Genomic DNA, 14,568 nt, shown 5'->3' on the forward strand with positions numbered 1-14,568 from the left:
GTAAAGTAGAGATAAGAGGCTAAGCGCTCTATGTCAACTTTAGGTACGCTATTTAACTGATACAATACAAAGTAATTTAAGATACAATATGTCATTTTTCTCTATTATCATGTTTTTCATCTGCATTAGATAGGATTGGAGCAACTGAGATAAAAGGACAATTTTATACTTTTTTAAAATAAAATTACTAATTTATTTCTCTATGTTTAAAGGTTAAAGTGTTATGGTAAAGAAAATTGGAATCTTGAACCTGCCTTCATTTTTAAGGAGTATATTTATGAAATTTAACTTTATCACGCTTTTTTTAGCATCAGCTTTATTGGCAAGTACAAGTTTAGGGGTGAGAGCCCAAGAAGGTTTGAATTCATCGTCGAATGATTTAAAGACTTTGGAGAAAGCTTCTGAAAAAGCCGTTTCTCCTTCTCATGTTATGGCGGTTATCGATGGGAAAAATATTACAGCAGGCCAATTGGATGATTTAGCGCTTGAAATAAATCCTAATTTAGCACGTTTTCCTGATGAACAACGCCGTATGATGGTTCTAAAAGCTTATTTAGATATGCAGGCACTTGCAAAAGCAGCAAGAAGCAAAGGTCTTGATAAGACAGAAGCTTACGATAAACGTATGTCAGTCATGCGTGACAATGTTCTTCAACAGCTTTATTTTAAACAGGCGATTGTTGACAAAATCTCGGATACTGATTTGGAAGCTCTTTATAAGCAAGAAGTCGCTGCTTTACCTAAAGAAGATGAGGTTAAAGCGCGTCATATTTTGGTCAAAACAAGAAAAGAAGCAGAATCTATCATTAAGCATTTAAATAAAGGCGAAAGTTTTGAAGAGATTGCAAAGAAAAGTTCAACAGATGGTTCTGCTGCTGTTGGAGGTGATCTTGGTTATTTTAGCCATGGTCAAATGGTCAAGCCTTTTGAAGATGCTGCATTTGGTTTAAAAATTGGCGAATACACTAAACAACCCGTTGAAAGTCCTTTTGGTTGGCATATTATTAAATTAGAAGATCGTCGTTTGAAACAACCTCCTGCATTTGATGATGTTAAAGAGATGTTGCGGACACAGCTGATAAAAAAGCGCTATCAAGAACTGATTGTTGATTTGCGTAGCAAGATAGATGTGAAATACCCTGATCCTAATGTTACAAAAATCATGGAATCGCTTCATCAAAATGGAACGCTACTTCCCGATGAGACATCAGATGAAGAAGATACGGAATAGCTAGGAAAAATAAGTGGATAGCCTCTTTAATAGATAATTTGCTAGGTTAGTTTTGTTCAAAAAGCCTAGCAGTTTTCTATGAGGGGTTATTGATCTGCAATTATTTCATTTATTTTTACAGAAAGCATATTGTGGTTTTGAAAATTTCTCCTTTGTCGCCTCAAAAGATCCAGGAGCTTTCTCCCTTATCTGGGGTACGGATAGCAACAGCTGAAGCTGGGATCAAATATAAAGATCGTACAGATCTTCTTTTCATCATATTCGATAAGCCAGTGAGTGTGGCCGGTGTTTTTACCCGTTCAAAATGTCCATCTGCCCCTGTAGAGCATTGTCGTGCATCGCTTCCTCATGGGGTTGCGAGGGGTGTTGTTGTGAATTCTGGAAATGCAAATGCTTTTACAGGAAGCAAAGGAAAGCGCACAACCGATGAAATCATCTGTGCAGCAGCGAACGCTTTAAAGGTTAGAGGAGATGAAATTTTTATAGCTTCTACGGGTGTTATTGGTGAGCCAATGGATGCATCGGGTATTGTCAATCTTTTACCAAGTATGGCAGAGACAGCAGAAGAGGGGAATTGGTTGGAAGCTGCAAAAGCCATAATGACAACGGACACATTTCCAAAACTTGCGACGCGCACTTTTGACTGTGGGGGAGAGAGTGTTACCATTAATGGAATTGCAAAAGGTGCTGGTATGATTGCACCTGATATGGCGACAATGCTGTCATTTGTGGTTAGTGATGCGACTATTTCTTCGGATGCACTCCAATCCATGTTATCAGAGGCAGTTGAGGGTTCTTTCAATTCAATTACTGTTGATAGCGATACCTCAACTTCAGATACGCTTATGTTGTTTGCGACAGGAAAAGAACATTTTCCATGTCTTACAAGTAAATCTGATCCGCGTTATGGAGTTTTTGTGAAACAATTGAGTGCACTTCTGCATGAACTTGCACTACAAGTTGTTTGTGATGGCGAAGGTGCTCGTCATTTAATTGAGGTTAATGTGATGGGCGCTACAACAAACAATGCAGCTAAAACTATTGCTTTATCAATTGCAAATTCACCGCTCGTAAAAACGGCTATTGCCGGTGAAGATGCGAATTGGGGGCGGGTCGTTATGGCAGTTGGGAAGGCCGGTGTTGAAGTCGATCGTGATCTATTGACGATTTGGTTTGGTGAGCATCGTGTGGCCGTGAATGGCGTACGAGATCCTGAGTATTGTGAAGAGACAATAGGTGCTTATATGCAAGGTAAACACATCACAATTCGTGTTGATATCGGTTTGGGTAAGAGCACAGCGACGGTTTGGTCTTGCGATTTAACAAAAGAGTACGTTATGATCAATAGCGATTACAGAAGTTAATGGATGCACTCTCTATATTTAACTGCCTATTATTATTTTTTAAAAGAGAATGAGATATGTGCGTTCTTTTTGAGGTAAGGGAATATACTAGAAAGAGACAGTTATCTTTATATTCTCATTGGAGAGTGATATGTATATAAAAAGTCCCCTTCTTCTTGTTGTTGCATGTGCACTGTTAGATCAAGATAATCGTGTTTTGCTTACCAAGCGTCCTGAAGGAAAATCGCTGGCTGGTTTATGGGAGTTTCCTGGTGGAAAGGTTGAGCAAGGTGAAACTCCAGAAATTTCATTGATTCGTGAACTAGAAGAAGAGCTCGGTGTGTATGTTCAGGCAAATAATTTACACCCTTTAACGTTTGCGAGCCATAGCTATACAACATTTCACCTCTTGATGCCGTTGTATCTTTGTTATCATTATGAGGGAGTTGCGCAAGGACGAGAGGGGCAAAATTTAGAATGGGTTTTTGTTAATGATCTTGATAAATACCCTATGCCTGATGCTGATAAACCATTGGTTCAGGTATTGAAAAATCATCTTCTTTAATGTGTTATAAGAAGGAAATATTGTTTAAATATAATTCAATATATTGATTTAAATTGATAATTTATAATTTTTATGTTGAATGGGAAAGTCCAGAGTCGTAATTTTTTTCATTTCAAATCTGTTTTATGTTAAATTAATCAAAATCATTCTTTTGCACGTTCCAAGTGAGGAGGGTCATGTGGATAAAATTATTTAAGAAAGAAATAAAATACGTGCTGAAAGAACTCTCCAATAGCCAAGGGTTATCGCAACATTGAGAATTGGCAAAGTATATAATGATGCTTTTTCACGCGGATCATTGTGAGATGGGTTTGGGTGCACTGAGAGGTATAAGGGGTACTTATTTCATGAGATATCGATAATAGGAAAAATTTCAAAAAATGTTGCTTTTGATTAAGAGGGGGGCATTCTTTAGGTAATGTAGAACGGCATTGTGTTGTATATTCACGAGCTTGTTTAAAAGAGGCATCTCGCAATGCTCCAAAGCCCATTTCGTGTCGCACTAGTGAATGGTATAACGTTAAAGCCCCCATGGAAATAATGTAAAATCTATTGAGCACCACTATCCTTACGCTTATGAAAGAGTAAGCTGGTCCCAATGTTATTATGATAGCTTTTGGCATTTGAGAGCATTCAGAAGGGATATTCTTACTTATACATCAATGTCGCTTGTGATGAACAAGCAAGCGATTTTGATTGATTCAACATAAAAACCGATTTGAAATGAGAGAATTTTACGATATTTGGAATTCTTGACACAGAATGAATGATGGATAATTATCCTTATAAATCAATTTATTATATAACAAAAACATCCAATTAATTATTTTTATAGGAGGCATGTATTAAGTTTCTTGCATTGGACGACGTTTTGCGATGGGATATTGATTTTTTTTAGCGATACGCGTAATTGCCTCTTCCAGTGGCTCGATCATAACGTCCATGGAAAAACCATTTGCATGAATAATATTTTCATGATCAACCATAATAGCAACATGATCTTTCCAAAAAATTAAATCGCCTCGTTGAAGTTTATCAGTATCTGTAAGAGGACTGCCTATAGTTTCTTGCTGCATATCGGTGTCACGTAAAACTATTTGATCGGTCATCATCATAGAGAGTTGAATGAGTCCCGAACAATCAATTCCAAAACCGCTGACACCACCCCAAAGATAAGGTGTACGGATAAAGGTTTCTGCAACTGTGACATAATCTTCGTATACACGTCCAATGGGGCTGAGATGGCTTGTAATGATTGCTGTTCCATTTTCAAGAATAGAATACATTGTGTCACGGACTTCAATTTCATCAACAACACTGACTTTGCTTCCCATAGATAATGGGGACACTATTGGTCCACGTAAGTCAGCGTGTAAATATTTAAATGTACGTGGTACTGAAACTATATGCGTTTGTTTTATAGTTGATGTACAAAGGGCTGTTGTATCAATATAACCAACATAACCATCTTTGAGGGATTGTCCCCACGACATCGTTTCCCCTTGTTCAAAAATGAGAAGTTCTTCTCCCAATAAGCATTCTGTTTGTCTTTCACTTTTTTTACTATTTTCTTTAAAAAGTCCAGCGACCACTGTATTAACACGTCTTTTTTCACCTTGAACAAAGCGCTGGGCTGTAATTTCTGTTTCAAGACGTTGATCTGCTAGATCATTTCTGAATGCATAAAGTCTTGGGTCTTTAGAGATCATCTTTTTGCTTCCATTTTGTTACTTCTTACTTTTAAACAAACTCATGAAAACTCTATTGGTAAGGTTTTTATCCTCAAACAAAACTAAGAACACAGTTTAAGACGATTGCAATTATTCTTTAAGATGCAAAATTGTCTATCTTTGTGGATATTGTGTGTCAAACTTCATTTTTAAATATATTATAAAGGGCACGAATAGTTTGTGCTGATCCACCAATAGGGTATCCTGGTTTTTCTTTTGGAACCCATCCATAAAGGTCAAAATGCGCAAAATGTTCAGCTTTTTCAACAAAAGAATTAAGAAATAAAGCAGCCGTTATAGAGCCAGCAAAGCTATTTCCAGTTACATTGTTAAGATCAGCAATTGGTGATGATAACATCTCTTGATAAGGTTTCCAAAGGGGCATTTGCCAAAGAGGATCAAAAACAGCGTGAGCAGATTCAGAAATTTGTTGTGCCCATATTGAATCATTACAATAAAATGCGGGAAGATCTGGTCCTAATGCTATACGCGCTGCCCCTGTTAAAGTAGCCATACAAAGCATGAATTGTGGACTTTCTTCATCACCATAGGCGAGCGTATCGGCAAGGACAAGTCGTCCTTCAGCATCTGTATTACCTACTTCAACACTTAAGCCTTTACGACTTTTTAGAATATCACCTGGTCGGTAAGCATTCGCAGAAATTGCATTTTCTACAGCTGGAATCAAAACACGTAGACGGAAAGGCAATTTGGCATCCATGATAAGTTTAGCCAATCCCAAAACGTTTGCTCCACCCCCCATGTCTTTTTTCATAAGCAACATGTTATTGGCTGATTTAATATCGAGCCCTCCCGTATCAAAAGTTACCCCTTTTCCTACCAACGTTATTTTAGGATGATGTTCTTGCCCCCAGTGTAACTCAATCAGTCGCGGTGCAGTACTGCCTGCTCGTCCTACGGCATGAATCATCGGAAAGTTATGGGTTAAGAGATCATCTCCACAAATACTTTGGATATGAGCACCGTAGATTTTTCCTAGTTTTCGTACTTCTTTTTCGAGAGCATCAGGGGTCATATCATTGGCTGGAATATTGATGAGATCACGGACGAAAAAGACAGCTTCATAAATTCGTTGGAGTTCATTAAGATCAACGGCCTCATTGACATGGATAGACAATGATTTGAAAGAGGAATTTTGATGATAGCGATTAAATTGATAGCTACCGAATGCTAATCCAAGATAGGCATTTATTTCATCAGAGGTTGTACCTTCTAAATGCCATTGACCAGCAGGAAGTTTTTGAGCAAGCAGTCCTGTGATAAAGGGATCGTTCCCATTGCCAATTCCAAATAAAACTTTTTTTAAATGCCCCGTTTCATGAGGAACAAAGAGTATTTGTCCTGCTTTACCAGTAAAGTCATTAACTTTTATCCATGCTGTTGTTGACGCATCAAGTGATAAGTTGGCAAGAGTTCTTTGGTTTACCAAGATGATAGGGCAACTGTTATCAATACGCGTTGAGGTAAAATGAATGTGATAGTGCTGCATAGTTATGAGATCCTTATAGTCGTCTAAGTGCGACATACTCGACCAAATGATTTTTTCCTTTTCGTAGAATGAGATTGGATCGTGGTCGTGTTGGCAATATATTTTCTTGTAAATTTTTTAAATTAATTGTTTGCCAAAGATCCTCAGCGATTTTTGAGGCTTCTTTTTCACTGAGCTGGGCATAACGATGAAAATAGGATTCAGGATTTTGAAAAGCTGTTTTACGCAAACGTTTAAAGCGTTCCAAATACCAGTGACGAATGACTTCTGTTTCGGCATCGACATAGATTGAAAAATCAAAAAAATCTGATACGAAAGGAATAGCTTTCCCATCTTTAGGAAGATCACTGACCTGTAATACATTAATACCTTCAACAATTAAAATATCAGGACGATCAATGGTAATTGTCTGATTTTCTAGAACATCATAGGTCATATGTGAGTAAAGCGGGGCACGAACATTTCCGATACCTGCTTTTATAGCCGAAAGAAAGCACAGCAATTTCTTAATGTCATAGGAATCAGGAAATCCTTTACGATTCATACGATTTTTTTGCTGTAAGATTGCATTAGGATAGAGAAAACCATCCGTTGTGATCAGATCAACTTTAATGCTAGATGCCCATCGTTTCAACAGTTCTTGAATAATGCGAGCCGTGGTTGATTTTCCTACTGCTACAGAACCAGCAATTCCAATAATAAAGGGCGTTTTTCTACTCTCTTCTTGATGGAGAAACTGCTGACGTTTGTGAAAAAGTTCCTGTACTGCTTCAACATGGCATGCTAACAGACGCGATAAAGAAAGATAAATGCGTTGGACTTCTTTAAGATCGATAGGATCATCAATAGAGCGCAAACGCTTAATTTCATCAAAAGTCAAAGTAAGAGGTGTGTCTGCGCGAAACTCTGACCATTCTTGTGCAGTAAAAACACGATAGGGTGAATATCGGTCAGAAACGCATTTGACCAGATTATCTTCCTGATTAATTTTTTGTATAGTCGTATCAATCATTTGTATTGGACGAGAATTTTTTGCCGCAGCAATCGATTAAAAGTGGACAAGATGAGCGGCTTGATTTTCAAATAAATTTTGTTTTGCATGCTCTCTTCTTTAAGATAATAGATCATTTTTCATTAACTTATAGTCCAGTCATTCCAGTTTGCACGGATTTGTGCTAATGAGTGCCCTTGCGATAAAAACGCCCATAAAAGTAGACGCGCCTTTACGGCTGATAAATAACCAGACATGAGAGCACCAGAAGCAATCATATCGATTTCTGAGCCTTTATAGCCATAAGTTATACGAGTTGTTGAGCCATTACAACAACGACTAGCAATAATGATTGGTATTTTTTGTGCATATTGTTGCACAAGGTCGGCTTCTTGAAAACTACAGTGTCCTGCACCAAAACCAGCAATAACAACTCCAGCATAATACCCACTTTCAAGGCATAGTTTCATTAATTGTGCATCAGATGATAAAGAGGAATAGAGGAGTGCAATTTGATGATCGTGGTTTTGGGGGAGATCAAACGTTGTCGGAAAAAGTTTTTGATCATTGAAATAAATAAGTTTTCCCTCTAAAATAGTTCCTAAAATACCTACAAGACCTGATTGAAATGTTTCGACTTTGACGGTATGGCTTTTATAAAGCCAATAAGGTGAATGAATTGTATCATTTATGACAACAAGAACGCCCCTGTTACGACTTTGTGGAGCTGCTGCGACACGAGTGGCTGCTAAAATATTGGCCGGGCCGTCCGCACCTGCTTCATGAGGCATGCGCATAGCGCCGGTTATGATGAGTGGTTCAGCTTCCTTCCAATAAAGAGAAAGAAAAAAAGCTGTTTCTTCCAGAGTATCAGTCCCTTGTGTTAAAACAATACCTTCTGCACCAGCGTTTATTTGTTGTTTTGCCCACTCGATTATTTCAAAAAGAATTTGAAACGATAAAGATCCACTTGGTATTTGCATTAATGTTTGTGCATGAATATCAGCAACGTTATTTAAATCAGGAACACTTTTTATGAGGTTATCTGAAGTTAAAGTCGGTTGCATGTGACCAAAACGATCAGCAGTCATTGCAATTGTTCCACCTAAGGTCCCTATGGCTATTTTTTTCATAATTTTCCTCTAAAAGGCACAAACTGTTTATATAAAGCTATTTAGCAGTAATTTACATTGACAACAATGATATCATTTTTCCATTTTCAACAAATTGAGTTATGCTGAATCATTGTGTTTTGCTGTATATGTTCTTAAATAGGACAATAGTAGTTGAGTTTTACATTGTATGAAAAGAAATCAATATTAAAAAGTAAAGTTAATATTAAGGAGTCTCCTTATGACAGAACATAAGCCAGACATAATGTATGGTACAACAATTATTACGGTACGAAAAGGTGGAAAAGTCGTGATGGCCGGTGATGGTCAGGTCTCTCTTGGGCAGACAATTATGAAAGGTAATGCACGTAAAGTGCGTCGTCTTGGAAAGAACGGAGTGGTTATTGCTGGTTTTGCTGGTGCTACGGCAGATGCTTTCACATTACTGGAAAGATTGGAAACAAAGCTTGAACAATATCCTGATCAGCTTATGCGTGCCTGTGTAGAACTTGCAAAAGATTGGCGAACAGATCGCTATTTGCGTCGTCTCGAAGCAATGATGCTCGTGGCTGATAAGAAAGTAACTTTGGCTCTAACAGGGCTTGGTGATGTATTAGAACCAGAGGATGGGGTTATGGCAATTGGCTCTGGAGGAAATTTTGCTCTTTCAGCAGCGCGTGCACTCATGGATTTGGATTTGGATGCAGAAACTATTGCTCGTAAAGCTATGGCTATTGCCGCTAAAATTTGTGTTTACACCAATGATCATTTTACGATTGAAACATTGGATGCAGAATTATCTTCTTTAGAGAAAGCTATTTAAATGTGTGTTGTATTTTCCCCTCGTGAGACTGTTTCTGAACTTGATCGTTTTATTATTGGCCAAAATGATGCCAAACGCTCTGTAGCTATTGCACTGCGCAATCGGTGGCGTAGGCAACAGCTTGAGGAGCCGATGCGTGAAGAAGTTATGCCAAAAAATATTTTAATGATAGGGCCAACAGGTGTTGGTAAAACTGGTATTGCACGTCGATTAGCAAAACTTTCTGGAGCACCCTTCGTTAAAGTAGAAGCGACTAAATTTACTGAAGTTGGTTATGTGGGACGTGATGTTGAGCAAATTATTCGCGATCTTGTTGAAATTGCCATTTCTCTTGTGCGTGAAAAGAAACGGGATGAAATAAAAGAAAAGGCTCACGTGAATGCTGAAGAGCGCGTTTTAGACGCCCTTGTTGGTAAAACAGCCAGTCCCGCTACCCGTGATAGTTTTCGCAAAAAATTGCGTGAAGGTGAATTGGATGAGAAAGAGATTGAAATTGAAGTCGCTGATAATAATAGCAATAGTGCTTCAACCTTTGATATTCCTGGTATGCCTGGGGCACAAATGGGTATTATGAATTTATCAGATATTTTGGGAAAAATGGGCAGTCGTACAAAAGTCCGTAAGACGACAGTAAGGGATGCTTTTAAGCCGCTTATTGATGATGAATCTGAAAAACTCCTTGATCAGGATCAAATTATTCAAGAAGCGCTTCGTGTTGCTGAAAATGACGGGATTGTTTTTATTGACGAGATTGATAAAATTGCAACTAGGGATGGTGGAGCTAGTGCTGCCGTTTCACGTGAGGGCGTTCAACGTGATCTTTTGCCTTTGGTTGAAGGAACAACGGTTAGTACAAAATATGGGCAAATCAAAACAGATCATATTCTTTTTATTGCCTCAGGTGCATTTCATGTTTCTAAGCCATCTGATTTATTACCGGAACTTCAAGGACGTTTGCCCATCCGTGTGGAGCTCAACCCTTTAACAAGAGAAGATTTACGGCGCATTCTAACGGAACCAGAAGCTAGTTTGATTAAACAATATATTGCTCTTATGGCAACAGAAGAGGTTCATTTGGAAATTACCGATGATGCAATTGATGCTTTAGCAGATATTGCTGTAGATTTAAATGCAAGGATTGAAAATATAGGGGCACGTCGTTTGCAAACAGTGATGGAGCGCGTTTTGGATGAAATTTCTTTCACGGCACCTGATAAAGCTGGAACATCGTTTACAATTGATGCCGCTTATGTGAGAAAATCTATTGGTGAGCTTGCTGCTGATATCGATCTTTCACGTTTTATTCTTTGAAAGTTATAGCTTGTTCTGTTTATCTGCGTGCTTCGATAATTTTGAAACCATGGGCTTGTTCATGTATCAACACTGTGCGGAAAATATTTTTTAATAATGTTTCATAAGGCAGGTGGCGGTTTGCAACAAAAAGCAGACTGCCGCCTGGTTTTAGGCACTTTGCAGAATTTATAATAAAATTTTTTCCTAATGAAATATCTGTCGTTTGTTGCGTGTGAAAGGGTGGGTTTGAAATGATGGTATCATACAGATTTGTGATAGGTTCATGCACAAGGTCGTGCCAATAAAAATGAATTGAAAAAGGAGCTGTTATGGATTTAAGGTGCTGTTGTGCTGCTCTCAAAGCGTTGTAGTCTGCTTCATAAAGGTCGAGAGCGGTGAGTTTTTCACTTCTTTCAAGCGCAACGTGAGAAAGATAGCCCCATCCAGCACCAAAATCAGCCGTTTTTCCAGAAATAACTTTGGGCATATAAGAAGCAAGTGCAGCAGATCCCGGATCAGTACGTCCGTGTGAGAACATACCAGAAGTGGTTTGAAATTTATCAAAAGTGAGCGGTGGTAAGCGCAATTGTGCAATGTTATGTCTCTTAATTTGTTGAGGAACTTGCAACCAAAATACAAGACCATGATTTTTAGACAATTTGTTGGTGATGGGAACAATTGTTTTAACCCACTTCATCATTGAAGCAGCACCAGCAGTTTTATTCCCACTGATTACAATCCATCCATTGGGTTTAACGCATTCTAATAAATCAAGAAAACAATTTTGGTTAAAACCACGATATTTGCTCAAATGTAAAAATGCACCATCATAGCTGCAGGTTTTATCTATTTGAGGAGAGCAGTGAAATGGAGTATCGACAAATTTTAAAAAATCTGGTCGCCAAGGCGTAATAACTTTTAAATTCTGTGCCCATTCTGGAGTTGGGATTTCTGTTAAACCGAAACCTAACCAACATTGGTTTGGATCAGGATACGGGAGTTCATGATTTCCAAAAGGCAAAAATAATAACACACATGACTCTTTCAAAGAAAAATGCCACTCCAATGTTGGGATGGCATTTCATGATAAGATAAGAGGAAAAACTTACTCTTCTTTTTTCTTACGGCGGCGCTTATTTTCAGGTTGTTTTTTTTCATCCACAGACTTTTCTTCATTCATCTCTTTATCAGCGGTGATTCCCTTTCCGGTTTTTTGATCAACAACCTTCATTGATAACCGAACTTTTCCACGCTCATCAAAGCCCATTAATTTAACCCAAACTTTGTCACCTTCCTTCACAATATCGGTTGTTTTGGTAACGCGTTCTGATGCAAGCTGAGAGATATGAACGAGTCCATCACGAGAACCAAAGAAGTTTATAAATGCACCAAATTCTGCAGTTTTTACAACTGTTCCTTGGTAGATAGCACCAACTTCAGGCTCATCAACAATAGAATGGATCCAGCGTTTTGCTGCTTCAATGGTTTTAGCATCAGCAGAAGCAATTTTAATGGTACCATCATCTTCGATATTAATTTTTGCTCCAGTTTGTTCCACGATTTCTCTAATAACTTTACCACCAGAGCCGATAACATCACGGATTTTATCGACAGAAATATTCATAACTTCGATTCGTGGAGAAAATTCACTCAGCTCAGCACGTGCACTGGTTAAAGCTTTCGCCATCTCATTGAGGATATGGATTCGTCCACCTTGGGCTTGTTCAAGCGCGATTTTCATAATCTCTTCGGTAATACCATCAATTTTGATATCCATTTGCAAGGCAGTAATACCATTTTCTGTTCCTGCGACTTTAAAATCCATATCTCCAAGATGATCTTCATCCCCTAAAATATCAGACAGAACAGCAAAGCGTTCTCCTTCTTTAATCAAGCCCATAGCAATACCAGCAACAGGGCGTGCTAGAGGAACGCCGGCATCCATGAGAGCAAGTGAGGTCCCACAAACCGTTGCCATTGAAGAGGAGCCATTGGATTCTGTAATTTCTGAGACAGCACGAATGGTATAAGGAAAAGATTCTTTCGTTGGCAACATGGGGTGAATTGCCCGCCATGCCAATTTGCCATGTCCAATTTCACGACGACCAGGAGAACCAAGGCGTCCCGTTTCACCCACTGAAAATGGTGGAAAATTGTAATGGAGAAGGAATGTTTCCTTATACATTCCCGTTAACGAATCAACATATTGTTCATCTTCACCAGTTCCTAGTGTTGCAACGACAATAGCTTGTGTTTCTCCGCGGGTAAAGAGTGCAGATCCATGTGTGCGGGGTAAAATACTTACTTCTGATTGGATAGGGCGCACGGTAGAAAGATTGCGTCCATCAATCCGCTTTTGGGTATCAAGAATATTCCCGCGAACAATTTTTGCTTGCAACTGTTTAAATACGGTTGCAATTTGATCTGCACTAAACTTACAGTCTTCTTCTGTTTCGGGCATAAATTTATTGAGGATTTCTGTCTTTAGTGCATCAATTGCAGCATAACGTTCTTGCTTATCAGTAATTGTGTAAGCCTTTCGTATATCCTGTTCTGCCATTTTCTGCATTGCTTTTTCAAGTTCAGAAAGATCTTCAGGAACAAAATCACGAGGATCTTTTGCAGCAACTTCAGCAAGCTTTATAATGGCATCAAGGACAGGTTGAAGGCCTTTGTGACCAAACATCACGGCACCCAACATGATATCTTCCGGTAATTCTTGTGCTTCTGATTCAACCATCAAAACAGCACTTTCTGTTCCAGCAACAACAAGATCAAGTTTTGATTCAGGCATTTCATCAATATGAGGATTGAGAACATATTGTCCATTACAATAGCCAACGCGGGCACCAGCTATAGGACCCATGAAAGGAACACCTGACAGGGTCAATGCAGCAGAAGATGCAATCATCGCAAGGATATCGGGATTATTTTCGAGATCATGCTGTATAACGGAAACAATCACTTGCGTATCATTTTTATATCCCTCAACGAAAAGGGGACGAATTGGGCGATCAATCAAACGTGAAACCAAAGTTTCATTTTCACTTGGTCGACTTTCACGTTTTAAATAGCCCCCAGGTATTCTACCAACAGCATAGGATTTTTCTTGATAATTAACAGTGAGTGGAAAAAAATCCTGGTCTGGTTTTGGACTTTTGGCTGATACAACGGTTGCTAAGACAATAGTTTCTCCATAGGTAGCAATCACTGCACCATCAGCTTGACGTGCTATTTTCCCTGTTTCAAGGGTGAGAGGACGCCCAGCCCATTCAATTTCTATCTTGTGCGTTTTGAACATTTTTTATCCTTAATGACCAGTGTTTAAATCTTTGATTGCTCACATTCTGGTTTTGCGTAGCATATTTCCAAGCTCTGGGGTGGACAACATACTTTTTATCTTTGTTACGAGAAGAGAGAAGTAAACTGCCTTAAATGCGAAATGATGAGCAGTCCTATCTCATAATAACTTGTCAGTTTTTAAATTTTTTAATTAAAAGCAACACGTTGAAAAAATGGGTGGTTTTTTTTAAAACACCACCACCATTTTTCTTTTAGCGACGCAAACCTAACTTCTTGATAAGTGTCTGATAACGATTTTGGTCAACTCCTTTAAGATAATCAAGAAGGCGCCGGCGTTGAGACACCATCTTCAAAAGACCACGACGAGAATGATTATCCTTTTTGTGAGATTTAAAGTGGTTTGTTAAATTAGAAATACGTTCAGAAAGTACAGCAATCTGTACTTCTGGTGATCCTGTATCACCAACTTTATTTGCGTATTCTGCGACAAGAGCTTGTTTACGTTCAGCTGTAATCGACATCGTATTATCCTTTCCAAAAACGAAGAAACATAAAGTCACCCATAGCCGAGATGTCGTTCAGCAAGGGTCTGTGAGGAAACAAGAAGAGTCAAAGACTCTTACCTATTTTCGTCCTTATATAGGAAAGAAGGTTAAAATACTAGTCC

12 protein-coding genes are annotated in these 14,568 nt (G+C 38.6%); 5 read left to right on the forward strand and 7 right to left on the reverse strand.

The window, feature by feature from the left end:
• The first annotated feature begins 277 nt into the window (after positions 1-277).
• The 3 genes from ACFIKH_RS03040 (at position 278) to mutT (ending at position 3,139) form a co-directional block, all read left to right on the forward strand.
• Positions 278-1,231, forward strand: coding sequence for a peptidylprolyl isomerase (locus ACFIKH_RS03040; protein WP_375670257.1), 954 nt, complete (start codon positions 278-280; stop codon positions 1,229-1,231).
• A 131-nt stretch (positions 1,232-1,362) separates the two neighbouring features.
• The gene (argJ, locus tag ACFIKH_RS03045) at positions 1,363-2,595 is read left to right on the forward strand and encodes a bifunctional glutamate N-acetyltransferase/amino-acid acetyltransferase ArgJ (RefSeq protein ID WP_375626736.1); all 1,233 of its coding nucleotides are present in this window, start codon (positions 1,363-1,365) and stop codon (positions 2,593-2,595) included.
• Between the two features lie 130 nt (positions 2,596-2,725).
• A complete protein-coding gene (gene mutT, locus ACFIKH_RS03050) occupies positions 2,726-3,139 on the forward strand; it encodes an 8-oxo-dGTP diphosphatase MutT (protein ID WP_375625611.1) in 414 nt (137 codons plus the stop codon).
• An 845-nt stretch (positions 3,140-3,984) separates the two neighbouring features.
• Here the strand turns inward: mutT and ACFIKH_RS03055 are convergent.
• The 4 genes from ACFIKH_RS03055 to ACFIKH_RS03070 all read right to left on the reverse strand — a co-directional run bounded on the left by ACFIKH_RS03055 (position 3,985) and on the right by ACFIKH_RS03070 (position 8,503).
• Positions 3,985-4,848: an NlpC/P60 family protein gene (locus ACFIKH_RS03055; protein ID WP_375670971.1), complete on the reverse strand. Its 864-nt coding sequence runs from the start codon at positions 4,846-4,848 to the stop codon at positions 3,985-3,987.
• 157 nt (positions 4,849-5,005) lie between these two features.
• Positions 5,006-6,379 (reverse strand): M17 family metallopeptidase, encoded by a 1,374-nt coding sequence (locus ACFIKH_RS03060; RefSeq protein WP_375626742.1) that lies wholly within the window; start codon positions 6,377-6,379, stop codon positions 5,006-5,008.
• A 13-nt stretch (positions 6,380-6,392) separates the two neighbouring features.
• Positions 6,393-7,391, reverse strand: a complete 999-nt coding sequence (coaA, locus tag ACFIKH_RS03065; protein WP_375625617.1) for a type I pantothenate kinase — start codon at positions 7,389-7,391, stop codon at positions 6,393-6,395.
• A 122-nt stretch (positions 7,392-7,513) separates the two neighbouring features.
• Complete coding sequence (locus ACFIKH_RS03070) at positions 7,514-8,503, reverse strand: asparaginase (protein ID WP_375626744.1); 990 nt, start codon at positions 8,501-8,503, stop codon at positions 7,514-7,516.
• A gap of 220 nt (positions 8,504-8,723) precedes the next feature.
• Between ACFIKH_RS03070 and hslV the strand changes: the two genes are divergently transcribed.
• Both hslV and hslU read left to right on the forward strand, forming a co-directional pair.
• Entirely contained in the window at positions 8,724-9,305 is a 582-nt protein-coding gene (gene hslV, locus ACFIKH_RS03075; protein WP_012754621.1) for an ATP-dependent protease subunit HslV, read from the forward strand.
• On the forward strand, positions 9,306-10,616 hold the full coding sequence (hslU, locus tag ACFIKH_RS03080; protein WP_375648363.1) for an ATP-dependent protease ATPase subunit HslU: 1,311 nt from the start codon (positions 9,306-9,308) through the stop codon (positions 10,614-10,616). It abuts the gene before it with no gap.
• A gap of 19 nt (positions 10,617-10,635) precedes the next feature.
• Here hslU and ACFIKH_RS03085 read toward each other — a convergent pair whose 3' ends face one another.
• From ACFIKH_RS03085 to rpsO, 3 genes are all read right to left on the reverse strand, one after another.
• Positions 10,636-11,631 carry a class I SAM-dependent methyltransferase gene (locus ACFIKH_RS03085; RefSeq protein ID WP_375670973.1) on the reverse strand — a complete coding sequence of 332 codons (996 nt, stop codon included), beginning with the start codon at positions 11,629-11,631 and terminating at the stop codon, positions 10,636-10,638.
• 72 nt (positions 11,632-11,703) lie between these two features.
• Entirely contained in the window at positions 11,704-13,899 is a 2,196-nt protein-coding gene (gene pnp, locus ACFIKH_RS03090) for a polyribonucleotide nucleotidyltransferase (protein WP_375651801.1), read from the reverse strand.
• A gap of 253 nt (positions 13,900-14,152) precedes the next feature.
• The gene (gene rpsO / locus ACFIKH_RS03095; protein WP_005774142.1) at positions 14,153-14,422 is read right to left on the reverse strand and encodes a 30S ribosomal protein S15; all 270 of its coding nucleotides are present in this window, start codon (positions 14,420-14,422) and stop codon (positions 14,153-14,155) included.
• Positions 14,423-14,568: the final 146 nt, after the last annotated feature.

The sequence above is a fragment of the Bartonella sp. SD1336NMGDW genome, from assembly GCF_042193565.1.
GTDB classification, from domain to species: domain Bacteria; phylum Pseudomonadota; class Alphaproteobacteria; order Rhizobiales; family Rhizobiaceae; genus Bartonella; species Bartonella grahamii.

Excerpts from the sequence above, each read along its gene's own strand:
- rpsO (WP_005774142.1), bottom strand. The coding sequence starts at position 14,422 with ATGTCGATTACAGCTGAACGTAAACAAGCTCTTGTCGCAGAATACGCA.
- ACFIKH_RS03055 (WP_375670971.1), bottom strand. The coding sequence starts at position 4,848 with ATGATCTCTAAAGACCCAAGACTTTATGCATTCAGAAATGATCTAGCA.
- ACFIKH_RS03070 (WP_375626744.1), bottom strand. The coding sequence starts at position 8,503 with ATGAAAAAAATAGCCATAGGGACCTTAGGTGGAACAATTGCAATGACT.
- coaA (WP_375625617.1), bottom strand. The coding sequence starts at position 7,391 with ATGATTGATACGACTATACAAAAAATTAATCAGGAAGATAATCTGGTC.
- ACFIKH_RS03060 (WP_375626742.1), bottom strand. The coding sequence starts at position 6,379 with ATGCAGCACTATCACATTCATTTTACCTCAACGCGTATTGATAACAGT.
- mutT (WP_375625611.1), top strand. The coding sequence starts at position 2,726 with ATGTATATAAAAAGTCCCCTTCTTCTTGTTGTTGCATGTGCACTGTTA.
- ACFIKH_RS03040 (WP_375670257.1), top strand. The coding sequence starts at position 278 with ATGAAATTTAACTTTATCACGCTTTTTTTAGCATCAGCTTTATTGGCA.
- hslV (WP_012754621.1), top strand. The coding sequence starts at position 8,724 with ATGACAGAACATAAGCCAGACATAATGTATGGTACAACAATTATTACG.
- pnp (WP_375651801.1), bottom strand. The coding sequence starts at position 13,899 with ATGTTCAAAACGCACAAGATAGAAATTGAATGGGCTGGGCGTCCTCTC.
- hslU (WP_375648363.1), top strand. The coding sequence starts at position 9,306 with ATGTGTGTTGTATTTTCCCCTCGTGAGACTGTTTCTGAACTTGATCGT.